Genomic DNA, 14,647 nt, shown 5'->3' on the forward strand with positions numbered 1-14,647 from the left:
CCTCGCGACGTTTCCGCAGATCATGAGGTTGCCGGCCAGCGGCCGGCACTACCGGAGCGGTGGCGATCATCGGCTGGCGTACACATCCGGCGTGGGATACTCCGCCGCTTGCAAGAGGCGAGGGAATGCAATGTTCCGTTGGTTTGAATCCCTGATTCCGGTATTCCCGCCCGTGGATGGGCGGATGCCACCACGCAAGGTGCTGCCGTTCTACCTGCACTACCTGCGCCCGGTGTGGCCGGTGCTGCTGGCCACGCTCATCGCCGGCCTGCTGCTGGCGCTGGTGGAAGTGGCCATGTTCGATTACCTGGGCCGCATCGTCGACATGGTCGCCGAGCAGCCGGGTGCCGATTTCTTCACGCGCCACGCCAACGAACTGGGCTGGATGCTGTTCATCACGGTCATCGCGCGACCGATCCTGGTCGGCCTGCACAACCTGCTGGTCAACCAGGCCATCGTGCCGGGCCTGAGCAACCGTTCGCGCTGGCTGATGCACAACTACGTGGTGCGGCAGAGCCTGAGCTTCTTCCAGAACGACTTCGCCGGCAGCGTCGCCAACCGGGTGATGCAGACCGGCACCTCGCTGCGCGAGTCGGCGGTGCAGATGGTCGATTCGCTCTGGTACATCGTGGTCTACACCGGCACCGCGCTGTACCTGTTCGCGCAGGCCGACTGGCGGCTGATGGTGCCGCTGATCCTGTGGCTGCTGGCCTACGCGGTGATCCTGTTCTACTTCGTGCCGCGCGCGAAGGAACGGGCGTGGATCGCCTCCGAGGCGCGTTCCAAGGCGATGGGCCGCATCGTCGATGGCTACACCAACATTCCCACGCTGAAGCTGTTCGCCCATGGCGGGCGCGAGCAGGCCTACGTGGCCGAGTCGATCCAGGAACTGGCGGTCAAGCACCGCGCGCAGACCCGCATCACCACCGGCATGGACCTGACCATCGCCATCGTCAACGGCTTCCTGATTGCCGGTACCTGCGGGCTGGCGCTGTGGCTGTGGAACGGCGGCCACATCACGGTCGGCGCGATCACCCTGGCCACCGGCCTGGTGATCCGCATCCACAACATGTCCGGCTGGATCATGTGGACCATCAACGGCATCTTCGAGGATATCGGCACGGTGCAGGATGGCATCACCACCATCGCCCAGCCGCTGACCGTGCAGGACCGCGAGGATGCGGTGCCGCTGCAGGTGACCCGCGGTGGCGTGCATTTCCAGGACATCCACTTCCACTATGGCAAGAAGGGCGGCGTGATCGCCGGCCTGGACCTGGTGGTGAAGCCGGGCGAGAAGATCGGCCTGGTCGGCCCGTCCGGCGCCGGCAAATCGACCCTGGTCAACGTGCTGCTGCGCCTGTACGACCTGGAAAGCGGCCGCATCCTGATCGACGACCAGGACATCGCCCATGTCACCCAGGAAAGCCTGCGCCAGCAGATCGGCGTGGTCACCCAGGACACCTCGCTGCTGCATCGTTCGATCCGCGACAACCTGCTGTACGGACGCCCGGATGCGACCGAGGAACAGCTGCGTGCTGCCGTGGCCAAGGCACGTGCCGAGGCCTTCATCGATACGCTGGTGGACGGGCAGGGTCGTCGTGGCTATGACGCCCACGTCGGCGAGCGTGGCGTGAAGCTGTCCGGTGGCCAGCGCCAGCGCATCGCCATTGCCCGCGTGCTGCTGAAGGACGCACCGATCCTGGTGCTGGACGAGGCGACCTCGGCGCTGGATTCGGAAGTGGAAGCGGCGATCCAGGACAGCCTGGACGAGCTGATGGGCGGCAAGACGGTGATCGCGATCGCGCACCGGCTGTCGACCATCGCGCGCATGGACCGGCTGGTGGTGATGGACCAGGGCCGCATCGTCGAGACCGGTACCCATGCCGAACTGATTGCGGCCGGCGGCCTGTATGCGCGGTTGTGGGCGCGGCAGACCGGTGGTTTCGTGGCGGCCGATCAATGATTGCTCTGCTGCTGGCACTCAGCCTGGCAACTCCGGCCGCGACTGCGGCGACAGCGCCGGTGGAAGGCGACCAGCTCGAGCAGGTCGTCCTGCTCAGCCGCCACAACCTGCGCGCGCCGGTGGTGGACTCCGGCGCTCTTGCCAACGCGACACCGGAAACCTGGCCGCGCTGGGATGTGGCTGCGGGTGAGCTGACCACCAAGGGCGGCGTGCTGGAGGTCTACATGGGCCGCTACATGGGCCAGTGGCTGCGGCAGGCACAGCTGTTGCCGGTGTCGGATTGCCCGCGGCCCGCCGACTTCCACGCCCATGCCAACAGCCTGCAGCGCACCCAGGCCACCGCGCAGTTCTTTGTGGCCGGTGCCTTCCCGGGCTGCCATGTTGTGATTGAACAGCGCATGCCGCTGGGCACCATGGACCCGCTGTTCAACCCGGTGATCCACCGCGATGACGCGGCCTTCCGCGAACGCGCGCAGTCGGCGATGCAGCAGGCGTTGGTACGTTCGCAGCTGGCACCGGCCCTGTCCGTGGTGGAGGCGATCACCCGCTATCCGCAGTCGGCGGCGTGCGAGGGCCATGGTGACTGCCGTCTGACCCTGGCCGGCACCCGCTTCAGCGCAGACGCGGGCAAAGAGCCGCGCGTCTTTGGATCCCTGGCCCTGGCCAGCGGGCTGGTCGATGCCCTGCTGATGGAGCACTACCAGGGAAGTGGCATTCCGCGCGAAGGCTGGGGCCGGTTGAACACAGAGGCGCAATGGCAGGCGCTGGCGCAGATCCGCAACGGCTACCAGGACATCCTGTTCGGACCACCCGAGGTGGCGCGGGATGTGGCCGGGCCGCTGCTGGAACGCGTGGATGCGTTGTTGGAGGATCCGGCCTCGCCGAAGGTGAACCTGCTGGTCGGCCACGATTCCAACATCGGTTCCGTATTGGCGGCGCTGGGCATCACCGACTACACGCTGCCAGGCCAGTACGAGAAGACACCGATCGGTGGCCTGCTGCAGTTCGAGCGCTGGCGTGACCGCCACAGCGGGGTGGAGCGTATCCGCCTGGCCTACGTCTACCCGACCAGCGCGCAGCTGCGTGATGCGCAGCCGCTGACCGAGGCGCAGCCGCCGGGCCGCGTCGCGCTGCGTGTGCCGGGGTGCGCGGCACAGGGCTGCACCGTCGCCGAATTCCAACATCTGCTGCATCCGGCAGCCCGCTGAGCCACGCCGCTAACGCAGCGGCGCACGCACGATGCCGTGCGTGGCCATCAGGGTAAGATCGCCTCCCAGCCGCGGCGAGTGAAATGGCCCGCGTGCGTGTGCCGCGTCGAACAGGCCACCATCGGGTGAGCGCAACCGGTAGAACTCGACCCAGCCGCTGGCCTGCAGCGGCAGCTGTGCAACGCCGGTCTGTTCGTTGAACCACGCAGGGTCCTTGCTGCCTTCAATGACGCGGCGGGCAAGGCGGTCGATGGCGTGATCCCGGCTGGCGTACCAGTCCTGGCCGCGCAGCCGCGCCAGTTCGGCCATCACCACCAGTGGCGCCAGCGCGTAATCGTGGTAGTGCAGGGCGCGTTGCCCGCGCGCCATTTCCAGCGGCAGGCTGCCATCGTCCTGGATGTCATCGATGCCCTTCTGGAAGGCGGCGTGGCCGCCCCGCCACAGGGCCTCGTCATCGGTGGCCAGACCGGTGGCCAGCACGCCCAGCCCGCCCCAGTAGTAGTGGTTGTTGCGGCGCCGTTTCGGATTGTCCCAGTACGCCAGGTTGGCACGCGCCAGCTGTTGCAGCCACGGATCGATGCGCGCGCGCTGCTGCGGGTCGGCCTGGTCATGCACCTTCAGGTAGGCCATGGCCACCGCATCGAGCATCCACTGCCGCATGTAGAACGACTGATCGTTGTTGACCCGGATCATCTGCCCGAGCATCGCGCCGTCCTTCGCCCATGCGCCCAGCCAGGCGAGCGTGCACTGCGCGGCGGCAGGGCTACCGTCGCGCAGATAGTCGTCGCTCATGCGCGCCACGTCCGCGGCATAACGGTCCAGCGGCGCGGTGGCATCGTGATTCTGCTGGTGCAGTGCCGGGTCGATCACCGAACCGGCCTTGTCGGTGTAGTAGCCCAGGGCGCGGATGTCGGGGTGTCCGATCGGTGGGGAAGGGCAGGCGGCGAAGGCAGTGCCGGCCGCCAAGGCAGCGGAAAGGAGGCCGAGGCGTAGCGCGAGTATGCGCATTGGAACCTGCAGGGAAAGGGAAGGCCGTGCGAACGATGCGCCCGGAGTCGTTTGCCAGTTGTGAGGCCGCGCAAGCCCGCTCTGCATGTGTTCAGGACCGGAGCGGCGCCTGAAGCTCAAGAGTCGGCTAGTCTGTCGTCATCAACTCAGCGGGAGGAAGTGGCGATGAAAATCACGGATTTTCTCGTGATGGACGGTGAGGGTGACGAGATCCCTGCTGATCCGCATGGCAACCATGTGGCTTTCAACTGTTTCGAGTGCGGATACCCGGTAGTGGCTGGCTCATTGGAAAACGAGCGGGGCAGCGATGAGGATTGCCCTGCAGCCTGTCGTGGCTGTGGTGTTGAGTACTTCGTAGATCTGCGGCTGGGCTCAAAGAAAATGTACATCCATCTGCTCTGACCCGGCAGCAGCCCAAGCAGGGGCGAACAGAAAAAGCGGCCCGGGTTTCCCCGGGCCGCTCCGCTTCATCTCACACCGTCCCGATCACTCGATCGGCTGGTCCAGCATCAGCTGGCGGGCGAAGCGCACCGGCGGTGCGCCGTAGGACAGCACCTGGTCGTGGTACGCCTTCAGGTTGAACTTGTCGCCCAGCTTTTCCTGCACCGCCTTGCGCGTATCGAAGTGTTCCTGCGCACCGACGAAGTAGGTCGGCAGCTGCGCCGAGGTCAGCTGTGCACGCACCCACTTGCCGGCCGCTTCGCTTTCCTGCTGGAACGCGTCGTGGGTCATCAGGTGCATCGCCTTTTCGCGATCCCAGTTGTCCACGTGCACGCCCTGGTCGAGGATCGCGTTGGAGATCGTGCGCAGGTAGAACTTCAGCTGCACCAGGTGGAACAGCGGGTCGTTGTTGAGGTAACCCTGCTCCTGCATCATGCGCTCGGTGTAGACCGCCCAGCCTTCGGCGAACAGGCCCGAACGCAGCACCGCACGCAGGGTGGAGGGGAACTTGGCCGAGTGCCAGCCCTCCAGGTAGTGGCCCGGGGTGCCTTCGTGGATGCTCAGCAGGTGGATCATGCGCGAGTTGTACTCACGCAGGAACGAGTCGACCTGCTTGTCGTTCCAGTCGTCCGGAATCGGCGACACGGCGTAGAAGGTCTTCAGGTTCTTGTCCAGCGGGCCCGGCGAATCGCAGTAGGCCACGGCCACGCCACGCTGGAACTCCGGCATCAGGATGATGTCCACCGGCGCGTCGGGCAGGGTCACCAGGTCGTGTTCGCGCACGAACGCGGTGGACTGCTCCAGCGCGGCCTTGGCATCGTCGACCACCTTGTCGCGTGCCGGCTTGTCGGCGTAGGCCAGTTCCAGCGCGGCTTCGATCGCCTTCTGCTGCTGTTCGTCGGTCGGCTGGGCCGGCATCTCCGGCGCACCCGGCTTGTCTTTCAGCACGGTCTGCGCGATGCCATACATGTCTTCGCGCACGCGCTTGAGTTCGGCGCGCGCACGCTCACCGATCTCCTGTCGCGACAGCGACGAACTCAGCGCGAACTTCAGCTTCTGGTCGTATTTTTCCGCACCGATGCGGAAATCGCCCTTGGCGTTCGGCACCAGGGTCTTGTCCAGCCAGGCCTGCTGCTCGTCCACCGCCTTCTTCAGGCCGTCGATGGCGGCCTGCAGGCGCTGCTGGTCGGCCTGCGGCAGTTCACCGATGTGCGGGGTGATGAAGGTATCGACGATGCTGAGGATGCCCTTGTTCTGCTTGGCCACCGTCTCGGCGTGGATCTTCGGCACGCGGGCCGGGTCCAGGTTCTCGCGGGCCTGGGCGAAGATCGCCGGCAGCTTTTCCATGCGTGCGGTAGCCGACTTCAGGCGTTCCGGCAGTGGCGCGAACTCGCGAGCCATCAGGCCATAGATCGCGCTGCCGGCAATGCCGTTGTACAGCTGCGGGTCCCACTTGCCGGACTGGAGTACTTCGGCGTTCCAGATTTCCGACTGCAGCTGGTTGCGCAGGATCGCCGCGTCCACCTGGTTCTCGCGGCCCAGCTTGGCCACCTCGATCTTGTCCAGCTCGCCCAGCAGCGCCTTGTAGGCGGCCACGGTCTTCTGCTGGCCGGCGGCGCTCAGGTCGTCCAGCTCGCTGTCGTAGCGGTGGTCGCCGATCTGGGTGGCGCTGACCGGCGACAGCTGCATCCATGTGTCCAGGGCGCGCTTGGACAGATCGGCGAAGGCGGCATCGACGGCGGCGTCACCGGCCTGCTGGCTGGCGGCCGGGGTGGAACCGGTGGTCGGGGCGTCGGCCGGCTGGCAACCGGCCAGGGCGGCGACCAGGGCGAGGGCAAGGAGATGCGGGCGCATCGGCGTTCCTGTACAGGGTCAAACCCCGAGCATAGGCCGCTGGGGATGCTTTGTCCCCGTGCCATAGGATTACCATGGGCGCCGACAAGGACTCTCCAGCGGAGCGCAGGACATGGAATACCAGGGAAGCTGCCATTGCGGCAGGATCGCATTCACCGTGCAGGCCGAAGCGCCGATCAGCGATGTCATCGACTGCAACTGCTCGATGTGCCGGCGCCGCGGCGGCCTGCTGTGGTTCGCCCCGCGCGAGGCGTTCCAGCTGACCACCGCCCCGGCCGACGTGGCCACCTACCACTTCAACAAGGCGCACATCGACCACCACCATTGCCGCGAATGCGGCATCGCGCCCTACAGCGAAGCGGTGGATCCGCGTACCGGCGCGCCGATGGTGGCGGTGAACGTGCGCTGCGTGCCGCAGGTGGACCTGGCCACGCTGGCGGTGATGTCCTACGACGGAGCTGCGCTTTGAGGCCGCTGCGTGCGTGGACGCGGGCCGCGGCGATGCCGGTGCTGCTGCTGGCGCTGGCTGCCTGCGCCCAGAGTGGCCAGCGGGCGGCGGAAGCAGGCGCCAGTGCGGCCGACGCCGCCGTTGCTTCGCCGGAGGGTGCGTTCCTTGCCTACGAGCATGACGTGCAGGTACAGCTGGATGCGGCGCAGATCGCGCCGCGCATCCGGCAGATCGCCCAGGCCTGCCAGAGCGCGACGTTCGGCGACTGTGCGGTGCTGCAGGTCGACCAGCGCAGTGGCGAGCAGCCCAGTGGTGAGGTCAAGGTGCGTATCGCGCCCAAGGGGACCGAGCCGTTGATCGCCATGGCCGGCGAGGGTGGCACGCTGCAGGCGCGCAGTACGCGCGCCGAGGACCTCGCGCAGCAGGTGGTCGACACCGCACTGACCAGGGCGCGGCTGGAGAAGGAGCATGCGCGGCTGCTGTCCTACCAGGACCGCAAGGATCTGAAGGTCGAGGACCTGATGGCGATCACCACGCGCCTGTCGGAGATCGAGGCCGGCGTCGAGCAGGCCAACAAGGATGCCGCACAGCAGCGCCGGCGCATCGATACCCAGCTGGTGACGCTCCATTTCGACACCACCTCCGGCCAGCGCAGCCGCAGTGAGATCGGTGACGCACTGCGTGAATCGGGCAGCATCCTCAACACCAGCGTTGCGTTCCTGATCCGTGCCGCCGCCGCGTTGCTGCCGGTGGGCGTGCTGGCATTGATCGCCGCCTGGGGCGTGCGCGCGTGGCTGCGCCGTCGTCGTCGCCGCAAGCTGCCGCCCACTTCCTGATCCGTCCGTGGTGTGCCGGCCCTTGGCCGGCACTGCCCGGGTCAGCCTTCGTCGGTTTCGTATTCGACGAACACGTCCAGCTCGAGTGCCAGTTCCTGCACCGCATCGCGCACCTTCTGCGCGGTGCTTTCATTGCCGACTTCCACTTCCAGTTCATGGATGCCCGGGCCGATGTCATCGGACAGCCCGGCCGAGCTGGAGTCGTCGTCGTCCATGTGCGGCATCAGGTCGTCGGTTTCCTCGACGTGTTCGATGCCTTCCAGGCCGAGCAGCAGGTCGCTGATGGCGCGGGCGTCGTCTTCGGTTCCGGTGATGCGCAGTCGCAGCATGGCCATGGCATGGGTACGTTGTGGGGTTCGACAGCAGCCTAGCCAGCGCGAAGCAAAGAACGGGTGAGGGCGCAGTCAGGCGTGCGTAGGTGTGCGCCCCAGCAGGCTGTCCGGCAAGGCGGGAATCGGCGTGCGTTCGTCCTGCGCCTGCTCCAGCAACCAGTCGATGAACAGGCGCGCGGCCTGGCTTGGCGGTTGCCCTTCCGCGTGCACCACGTGATACGCGTAGCGCGCCTTCAGCGCCGGTCCGGGCAGGCGCACCACCTCGTAGCGCTGCAGGTAGGGCTGGGCGATGTGGGTGCGCGCCAGCACCGCGCCCATGCCGTACACCGCGGCGCGCATCGCATCGGTACTGTCGGCGAAGGTATGCATCGGCGGCAGCGGCGAGGGCGGGCGCACGCCGGCATGGCGGAACCAGTCGCGCCAACCCTGCGGCGACAGATCGGTCAGCAGCGGCAGGCCGGCGATGCGTGCCGGATCGGCCAGGGATTCAACGCCGGCCAGCGCCGGCGACGCCACCGGGAACAGGTAGTCGTCCATCAGGTGCTGCGCGCGCAGGCCGGGCCACTGGCCCAGCCCATAACGGATGCCGACTTCCGGGCCGTTGTCGTCGTAGCGATCCAGCCCGCTGCCGGTATGCAGCTCGATGCGGATGTGCGGATGTGCCTGGGTGAAGCGTGGCAGCCGGGGCAGCAGCCAGCAGTAGGACAGCGAACGCAGGGTGGTGATCCGCAGTGGCACGCTGTCGGCATCCGGGTGCAGATGGTGGGCGACCGCTGCGACGTCGGTGAAGGCGGCACTGGCCGCGTCGGCCAGCTGCCGGCCTTCTGCAGTCAGGCGCACGCCTCGGGCGTGGCGCAGGAAGAGCCGGGTCTCCAGCACTTCTTCCAGGCGGCGCACGTGGTGGCTGACCGCGCTGGCGGTCAGGTGCAATTCCTGCGCGGCCTGGGCGAAGTTCTGGTGGCGTGCGGCGACCGCGAACACGGCCAATGCGGGGAGCAGGGAAGGGCGTAGCTGCATGTCCAGCCTCAAACCATATTTGTGGCTGGCGGCGATACTACGCGCTTGTGCGGCGGGCGTCTTCGCCCGATCCTGTGTGCCTTGGCGAGGAACCGACGATGGACGGAGGCAGGGCATGAATGCGGTCCCACAGGCGGCCGAGCGCGACTGGCGCACGCCGTTGGAATTGACTCTGCTGGGCGCCATCTGGGGTTGCTCGTTCCTGTTCATGCGGGTGGCGGTGCCGTCGTTCGGCCCGTTCGCCCTGGTCGAGGTGCGGCTGGTACTGGGCGCGCTGGTGCTGCTGCCGTTCCTGTGGCGCGCCCGCGCGCAGTTCCCGCCGCGGCGATGGCTGTGGCTGGCTCCGATCGGCCTGATCAACTCGGCGTTGCCGTTCGTGCTGTTCGCCTATGCCGCCGAACAGGCACCGGCTGCGATCGGCGCGATCTGCAATGCGATGACGGTGCTGTTCGCCGCGCTGATCGCCTTCCTGTTCTTCGGCGAGAAGATCGGCATGCGCCGTGCCGGTGCGCTGCTGGTCGGTTTTGCCGGCGTGGTGGTGCTGGCCACGGCCAAGGTGTCGGGCCTGAGCATCGGCACCGCGGTGATCGCCGGCGCTGCGGCGTCGCTGCTGTACGGCCTGGGTGTGAACCTGGTGAAGCGGCACATGACCGGCCTGCCGTCGGCAGCCGCTGCTGCGGCGACGTTGTCGTGCGCTTCGCTGTGGATGCTGCCAATGGCGGTGAGCCACTGGCCACAGGCGGCGATTCCGCTCAAGGCGTGGGGTGCGGCGATTGCCCTGGGCGTGGCCTGCACCGGCCTGGCGTTCCTGATGTTCTACCGCCTGATCGGTCGCATCGGCCCATCACGCGCATCGACGGTGACCTATCTGATTCCGCTGTTCGGCGCGGCGTTCGCGTGGTTGTTCCTGGGGGAGGCGGTGACGGTGCAGATGTTGATTGCCGGTGCGTTGATTCTGGGGAGCGTGGCGGTGAGCCAGAAGGGCTGAGGGCGTCGACGCACTGGTAGTGCCGGGCGCTGCCCGGCAGCTCTTTTCCGCGCCTGCGGGGAGGTGTCACTTTCTTTGCTCGTGCACCGCGCTGCAGGAGCAGCGTGGAACGGCGCAGCCGGCCCGTAGGGTGGCGCACATGGATGTGCGCCATCAAGAAAGTAACCAAAGAAACACGCCGCCGGCCGCGAGCCGGTGCTACGCACCGGTACCCTGTGCTCCTCGGTCCGTCGAGGGACGGCGCGGGAACTCGCTGCGCTCAGACACCCGCACCTCTTCGCCCTCGCCAGACCTGCGGTGCTCGGTTCGCTCAAGGCGGACCCAACGTCCAAAGCGACCGCATCATTCGCCGTGCATGGTCCGGCACTGTCGCTGCTCGCACTCGCGGCTGTGGCCTTTGATCTGGGTCCGCCTTGAGCGAGCCGAGCATCGCAGGGGAATCAGGGGCGAAGAGGTGCCGATGTCTGAGCGCAGCGAGTTCGGCACCGCCCCCTGATTCACCGAGAAGCGCAGGGAACCGACGTGCGAAGCACGGCGGCTCGCGACCTGGCGGCGCGTTTATTTTGGTTACTTTTTTTTCGCGCGAAAAGAAAAGTAACGCCCATGAACGATGAAGCGCCTTCAGCACGCGTAACGTGCGGAAACCATCACCGCACCGGCACCGGAATATTGCAAAGATCGATATGCCCCGCCGGGCGCTTGTAGAAATCATCCACGCGATTGCGCCGCGCCTCCACCGTATCGGCGAAGGTCTTCGAATCGGTACGCAGCACCTGGATCGGCGTGCGCTCGGCCACCGGCACGTCGCTGGCACGGCGGATCGACACGATCGGCGTGCGCAGCTTCGGGTCGGCATAGAAACCCATCGGCGCCGGACCGCGCGGGGTCGCGCTGAGCAGCTCCATCCCCTTCAACACGCGTCCCACCAGGGTGATGTTGCGGTCCAGCTGGCGCGGCGACTGCCCGGTCACCACGTACAGTTCGGCGCCGATGCTGCTGTCTTCCTCGTTGCTGCGGCCGGCGCCGAGCATGCCGTAGCAGTGCGCCAGCCAGGCCTTGCCGGCCTGCGGATCCTGGCCGACCGGGAAGCCGTCAACGAAGCCGGTCTGCGCCGCCCAGCCATCGCGGTCCGGCAACACACTCACCTTCAGGCCGGCGCTGGCGCGTTCGAATTCGGCCGGCAGCTTGCGTGCGGCGCTGCCGAACGACTTGGCCTTGGCCGCGTCATCGGCGTCGGCATCGCCGAACTGCACCACGAAGTTGTCCTGCGAACGGTAGATGCTGGTGCCGTCCCAGAAGTGTTCGTGGGCGAAGGTCTGGATGTTGGCGACATGGCGTGGGGCGAACTGCGGCGCCAGTTCGATGATCACCCGGCCAGCCGGCAGGTCCATGTAGAGCAGGTTGGCCGGGTCCGGCGTGCGCCAGTCGCTGGCCGCCGACGCGTCGAGGATCTGCTGCGGGCTGCGGTAGGGCGTGGCCGCGTTGGCCAGCGCGGGCAGCAGGCAGGCCAGGGCGAGGGCGGTCAGGGCAAGGCGACGGCGGTGCGGCATGGGAACCCCGGAACATGAACGAGGCTTCGATTCTGCGCGAGCGGCCCGGCCACGCCAACCGGCACGATGACTAACGACACATTCGCTATACCGAACTTCGCACTACTGTGGACTTCAACGTAGCGGAGGGCCGGTCATGGTCGAAGACGATGTCCACCTGAAGAAGTTCCAGAAGGAGCTGAGCGCTGGAACCGTGTCGCTGGCCCTGCTGGCGGTGCTCGCCCGGGCCGGGCAGCCGCTGTACGGCTACCTCATTGCCAAGGAGCTGGAGCGGGTGGGCGAGGGCGTGCTGAGCGGCAAGCAGAGCGCGCTGTACCCGGTGCTGCGCAACCTGGAAGGGGCCGGCCTGCTGGAAAGCCATGTCGAGCCGTCCAGCAGCGGGCCGCCGCGGCGCTACTACCGCATCAATGAACGTGGCCGCGAGGTGCTGGCGCAATGGCGCCAGGCCTGGCAGGCCACCCGCGATTCCGTCGATTCCGTGTTGGAGGGGGTACCGCAATGAACGACCCGAGCCTGGCAGGCCGTGCCCTGCCGACCACCATTCCGCAGTACCTGGCGCAGCTGCGCGCGGCGCTGGAAGGCGCCGACCCGGCGATGGTGCAGGACGCCCTGTACGACGCCGAGGAGTACCTGCGTTCGGAGCTGGCGGCGCAGCCCGGCCGAAGCGAGGCCGAGGTGATCGCCGACGTCGCCGGCAGCTATGGCGCGCCGGACGAAGTGGCCGAGATCTACCGCGAGACCGAAGTGACGGTGAACCGCGCGCTGCGCACGCCGCGTGCGGATACCTCGCCGGTGCTGCGTGCGGCAGCCGAGGCCAGTGGCGTCGAGCCGGCCGCACCGCCGCCGGCGCCGGTTCAGCGCTCGCTGCTGGCGCGCTTCTTCGGCGTGGTGGCGGATCCGCATACCTACGGCGCGCTGTTCTACATGCTGCTGTCGCTGGCCACCGGCATCTTCTTCTTCACCTGGGTGGTGACCGGCCTGTCGCTGTCGCTGGGCCTGCTGATCCTGATCATCGGCATTCCGCTGACCGTGCTGTTCTTCGGCTCGGTGCGCGGGCTGGCATTGCTGGAAGGGCGGCTGGTGGAAGCACTGCTGGGCGAACGCATGCCGCGCCGACCGCGCTACACCGACCGCAGCCGCACCTGGCTGCAGCGTATCGGCGACATGTTCACCGATGGCCGCACCTGGCTGACCCTGCTGTATTTCGTGCTGATGCTGCCGCTGGGCATCATCTACTTCACCATCGCGGTGACGCTGCTGTCGTTGTCGCTGGGCATGATCTGGGCACCGGTGGCGGCGATCTTCAGCGGCGATATTCCGGGCATCTATGTGGACGGCGTGAATGTGCTGCCGATGGCGGCCTCGCCGCTGGTAGCGATCGTGGTTGCCGCCGTGGGTGCGCTGCTGCTGGTGCTGACCCTGCATCTGGCACGCGGCATCGGCAAGCTGCACGGGCTGATCGCCAAGAACCTGCTGGTGCGGCTGTAACCGCGAATCCACGCTTGGGTGGGGGCCAACCTCGGTTGGCACGCTCCATCAGCTATCGAAATGCCTGACGGGCTCGGCTTTGGTAGGTGCCAACCTCGGTTGGCACGCTCCATCAGATGCCGGGATTGACGGTAGAGCGCCAACCAAGGTTGGCATCTACCAGGTCGTACCGACCAAGGTCGGCACCCACCATGGGCGAGTTACCCCGCCTTGCGGCGCAGTGGGGTCACGTTGCTCTTCTTCTTCGTGGCCTTCGCCGCCGGTGCCTCGGCATGCGCGGCGAAGAAGTCGCGCACCTTCGGGTACACCACTTCGCGCCAGCGGCGGCCGCTGAAGATGCCGTAGTGACCGGCACCTTCGACGATGAAATGCTCGCGGCGGTCTGCACTGATGCCGGTGCACAGTGCCTGCGCCGCTTCGGTCTGGCCGAGGCCGGCGATGTCGTCCAGCTCGCCTTCGATGCTCAGCAGCGCGGTATCGCGGATGGCCGACGGGTCGACCTTCTCGCCATTGACCACCCACTCGCCACGCGGCAGCAGGAAGTCCTGGAACACCACGCGGATGGTGTCCAGGTAGTACTTGGCCGGCATGTCCAGCACCGCGTTGTACTCGTCATAGAAACGACGGTGCGCGTCGGCGTCTTCCAGGTCGCCCTTGACCAGGTCGGTGTAGAAATCCCAGTGCGAGCTGAAATGGCGGCTGGGGTTCATCGACAGGAAGCCGGCATGCTGCAGGAAGCCCGGATACACGCGGCGACCGGCGCCGGGGTAGCTGGGCGGCACGGTGTGGATGACGTTGTTCTCGAACCACGACAGCGGGTTCTGCGTGGCCAGGTTGTTCACTGCAGTCGGGCTGCAGCGCGCATCGATCGGGCCGCCCATCATCACCAGCGTGCGCGGCGTCGGTTCGCCACGGCTGGCCATCAGCGAAACCGCGGCCAGCACCGGCACGGTCGGCTGGCACACGCTCACCACGTGCAGGCGCTCAACGCCAAGGTGGCGGATGAATTCCTGGATGTAGGCGATGTAGTCGTCCAGGCCGAACTCACCTTCGCTGGACGGCACCATGCGCGCATCCACCCAGTCGGTGACGTACACGCGGTGGTCGCGCAGCAGGGTGCGCACGGTATCGCGCAGCAGGGTGGCGTGGTGGCCGGACAGCGGCGCGACCACCAGCACGAACGGCTGGTTGAGCATGGTGTGCAGCTGGTCGGCTTCATTGCTGTGGCGCTTGAAGCGCAGCAGCTTGCAGAACGGCTTGCTCACTTCCTCGTGCACCACGATCGGCACGCGCTCGCCATCGACGTCGATTTCGTTGATGCCCCACTCGGGCTTCTCGTAATCCTTGCCGATGCGATGAAACAACTCGTTGACCGCGGCCAGGCGATCGGCACCCGGCATCTGCGACCACCAGTGGCCCGGGTTGGCGAAGAATTTGGCGTTGGCCTGGGCCTGGTGCACCCAGGGGGCGAGCAGGTTGCGGGTCAGTTCGTGCAGTTGATAGAGCATGACGAC

Annotated in this window: 14 protein-coding genes; 8 read left to right on the forward strand and 6 right to left on the reverse strand. The window is 67.0% G+C overall.

What is annotated here, in order from left to right; all coding sequences use genetic code 11:
- Positions 1–130: 130 nt before the first annotated feature.
- Both smrA and agp read left to right on the forward strand, forming a co-directional pair.
- Positions 131–1,963: a multidrug efflux ABC transporter SmrA gene (gene smrA, locus N7590_RS06490; protein ID WP_053449194.1), complete on the forward strand. Its 1,833-nt coding sequence runs from the start codon at positions 131–133 to the stop codon at positions 1,961–1,963.
- Positions 1,960–3,171, forward strand: a complete 1,212-nt coding sequence (gene agp / locus N7590_RS06495) for a bifunctional glucose-1-phosphatase/inositol phosphatase (protein WP_164241120.1) — start codon at positions 1,960–1,962, stop codon at positions 3,169–3,171. The genes smrA and agp overlap by 4 nt, the downstream gene beginning before the upstream one ends.
- Positions 3,172–3,180: 9 nt before the next feature.
- On the opposite strand, the gene N7590_RS06500 is transcribed toward agp, so the two are convergent.
- Positions 3,181–4,179 carry a polysaccharide lyase gene (locus N7590_RS06500; protein WP_164241121.1) on the reverse strand — a complete coding sequence of 333 codons (999 nt, stop codon included), beginning with the start codon at positions 4,177–4,179 and terminating at the stop codon, positions 3,181–3,183.
- 165 nt (positions 4,180–4,344) lie between these two features.
- Here N7590_RS06500 and N7590_RS06505 point away from each other — a divergent pair, with 165 nt between their 5' ends.
- On the forward strand, positions 4,345–4,581 hold the full coding sequence (locus tag N7590_RS06505; RefSeq protein ID WP_049456456.1) for a hypothetical protein: 237 nt from the start codon (positions 4,345–4,347) through the stop codon (positions 4,579–4,581).
- Between the two features lie 84 nt (positions 4,582–4,665).
- On the opposite strand, the gene N7590_RS06510 is transcribed toward N7590_RS06505, so the two are convergent.
- A complete protein-coding gene (locus tag N7590_RS06510; RefSeq protein ID WP_164241122.1) occupies positions 4,666–6,474 on the reverse strand; it encodes a DUF885 domain-containing protein in 1,809 nt (602 codons plus the stop codon).
- A gap of 112 nt (positions 6,475–6,586) precedes the next feature.
- Here N7590_RS06510 and N7590_RS06515 point away from each other — a divergent pair, with 112 nt between their 5' ends.
- A complete protein-coding gene (locus N7590_RS06515) occupies positions 6,587–6,943 on the forward strand; it encodes a GFA family protein (RefSeq protein ID WP_164241123.1) in 357 nt (118 codons plus the stop codon).
- Positions 6,944–6,975: 32 nt separating this feature from the next.
- Positions 6,976–7,758: a DUF4349 domain-containing protein gene (locus N7590_RS06520; protein ID WP_164241152.1), complete on the forward strand. Its 783-nt coding sequence runs from the start codon at positions 6,976–6,978 to the stop codon at positions 7,756–7,758.
- A 41-nt stretch (positions 7,759–7,799) separates the two neighbouring features.
- On the opposite strand, the gene N7590_RS06525 is transcribed toward N7590_RS06520, so the two are convergent.
- Positions 7,800–8,093 (reverse strand): hypothetical protein, encoded by a 294-nt coding sequence (locus N7590_RS06525; RefSeq protein WP_005408721.1) that lies wholly within the window; start codon positions 8,091–8,093, stop codon positions 7,800–7,802.
- Between the two features lie 69 nt (positions 8,094–8,162).
- Positions 8,163–9,107 (reverse strand): LysR substrate-binding domain-containing protein, encoded by a 945-nt coding sequence (locus N7590_RS06530; protein WP_164241124.1) that lies wholly within the window; start codon positions 9,105–9,107, stop codon positions 8,163–8,165.
- A gap of 115 nt (positions 9,108–9,222) precedes the next feature.
- Here N7590_RS06530 and N7590_RS06535 point away from each other — a divergent pair, with 115 nt between their 5' ends.
- On the forward strand, positions 9,223–10,095 hold the full coding sequence (locus N7590_RS06535; RefSeq protein WP_049456459.1) for a DMT family transporter: 873 nt from the start codon (positions 9,223–9,225) through the stop codon (positions 10,093–10,095).
- 647 nt (positions 10,096–10,742) lie between these two features.
- Here the strand turns inward: N7590_RS06535 and N7590_RS06540 are convergent.
- Positions 10,743–11,645 (reverse strand): peptidylprolyl isomerase, encoded by a 903-nt coding sequence (locus N7590_RS06540; RefSeq protein WP_164241125.1) that lies wholly within the window; start codon positions 11,643–11,645, stop codon positions 10,743–10,745.
- 136 nt (positions 11,646–11,781) lie between these two features.
- Between N7590_RS06540 and N7590_RS06545 the strand changes: the two genes are divergently transcribed.
- The gene (locus N7590_RS06545) at positions 11,782–12,147 is read left to right on the forward strand and encodes a PadR family transcriptional regulator (protein ID WP_049458153.1); all 366 of its coding nucleotides are present in this window, start codon (positions 11,782–11,784) and stop codon (positions 12,145–12,147) included.
- The gene (locus tag N7590_RS06550) at positions 12,144–13,133 is read left to right on the forward strand and encodes a sensor domain-containing protein (protein ID WP_053508253.1); all 990 of its coding nucleotides are present in this window, start codon (positions 12,144–12,146) and stop codon (positions 13,131–13,133) included. Before N7590_RS06545 ends, N7590_RS06550 begins: the two co-directional genes overlap by 4 nt.
- Before the next feature lie 200 nt (positions 13,134–13,333).
- Here N7590_RS06550 and phaZ read toward each other — a convergent pair whose 3' ends face one another.
- Entirely contained in the window at positions 13,334–14,641 is a 1,308-nt protein-coding gene (phaZ, locus tag N7590_RS06555) for a polyhydroxyalkanoate depolymerase (protein ID WP_049458151.1), read from the reverse strand.
- Positions 14,642–14,647: the final 6 nt, after the last annotated feature.

It is taken from the genome of Stenotrophomonas sp. GD04024 (assembly GCF_029837545.1).
Lineage (GTDB): Bacteria > Pseudomonadota > Gammaproteobacteria > Xanthomonadales > Xanthomonadaceae > Stenotrophomonas > Stenotrophomonas forensis.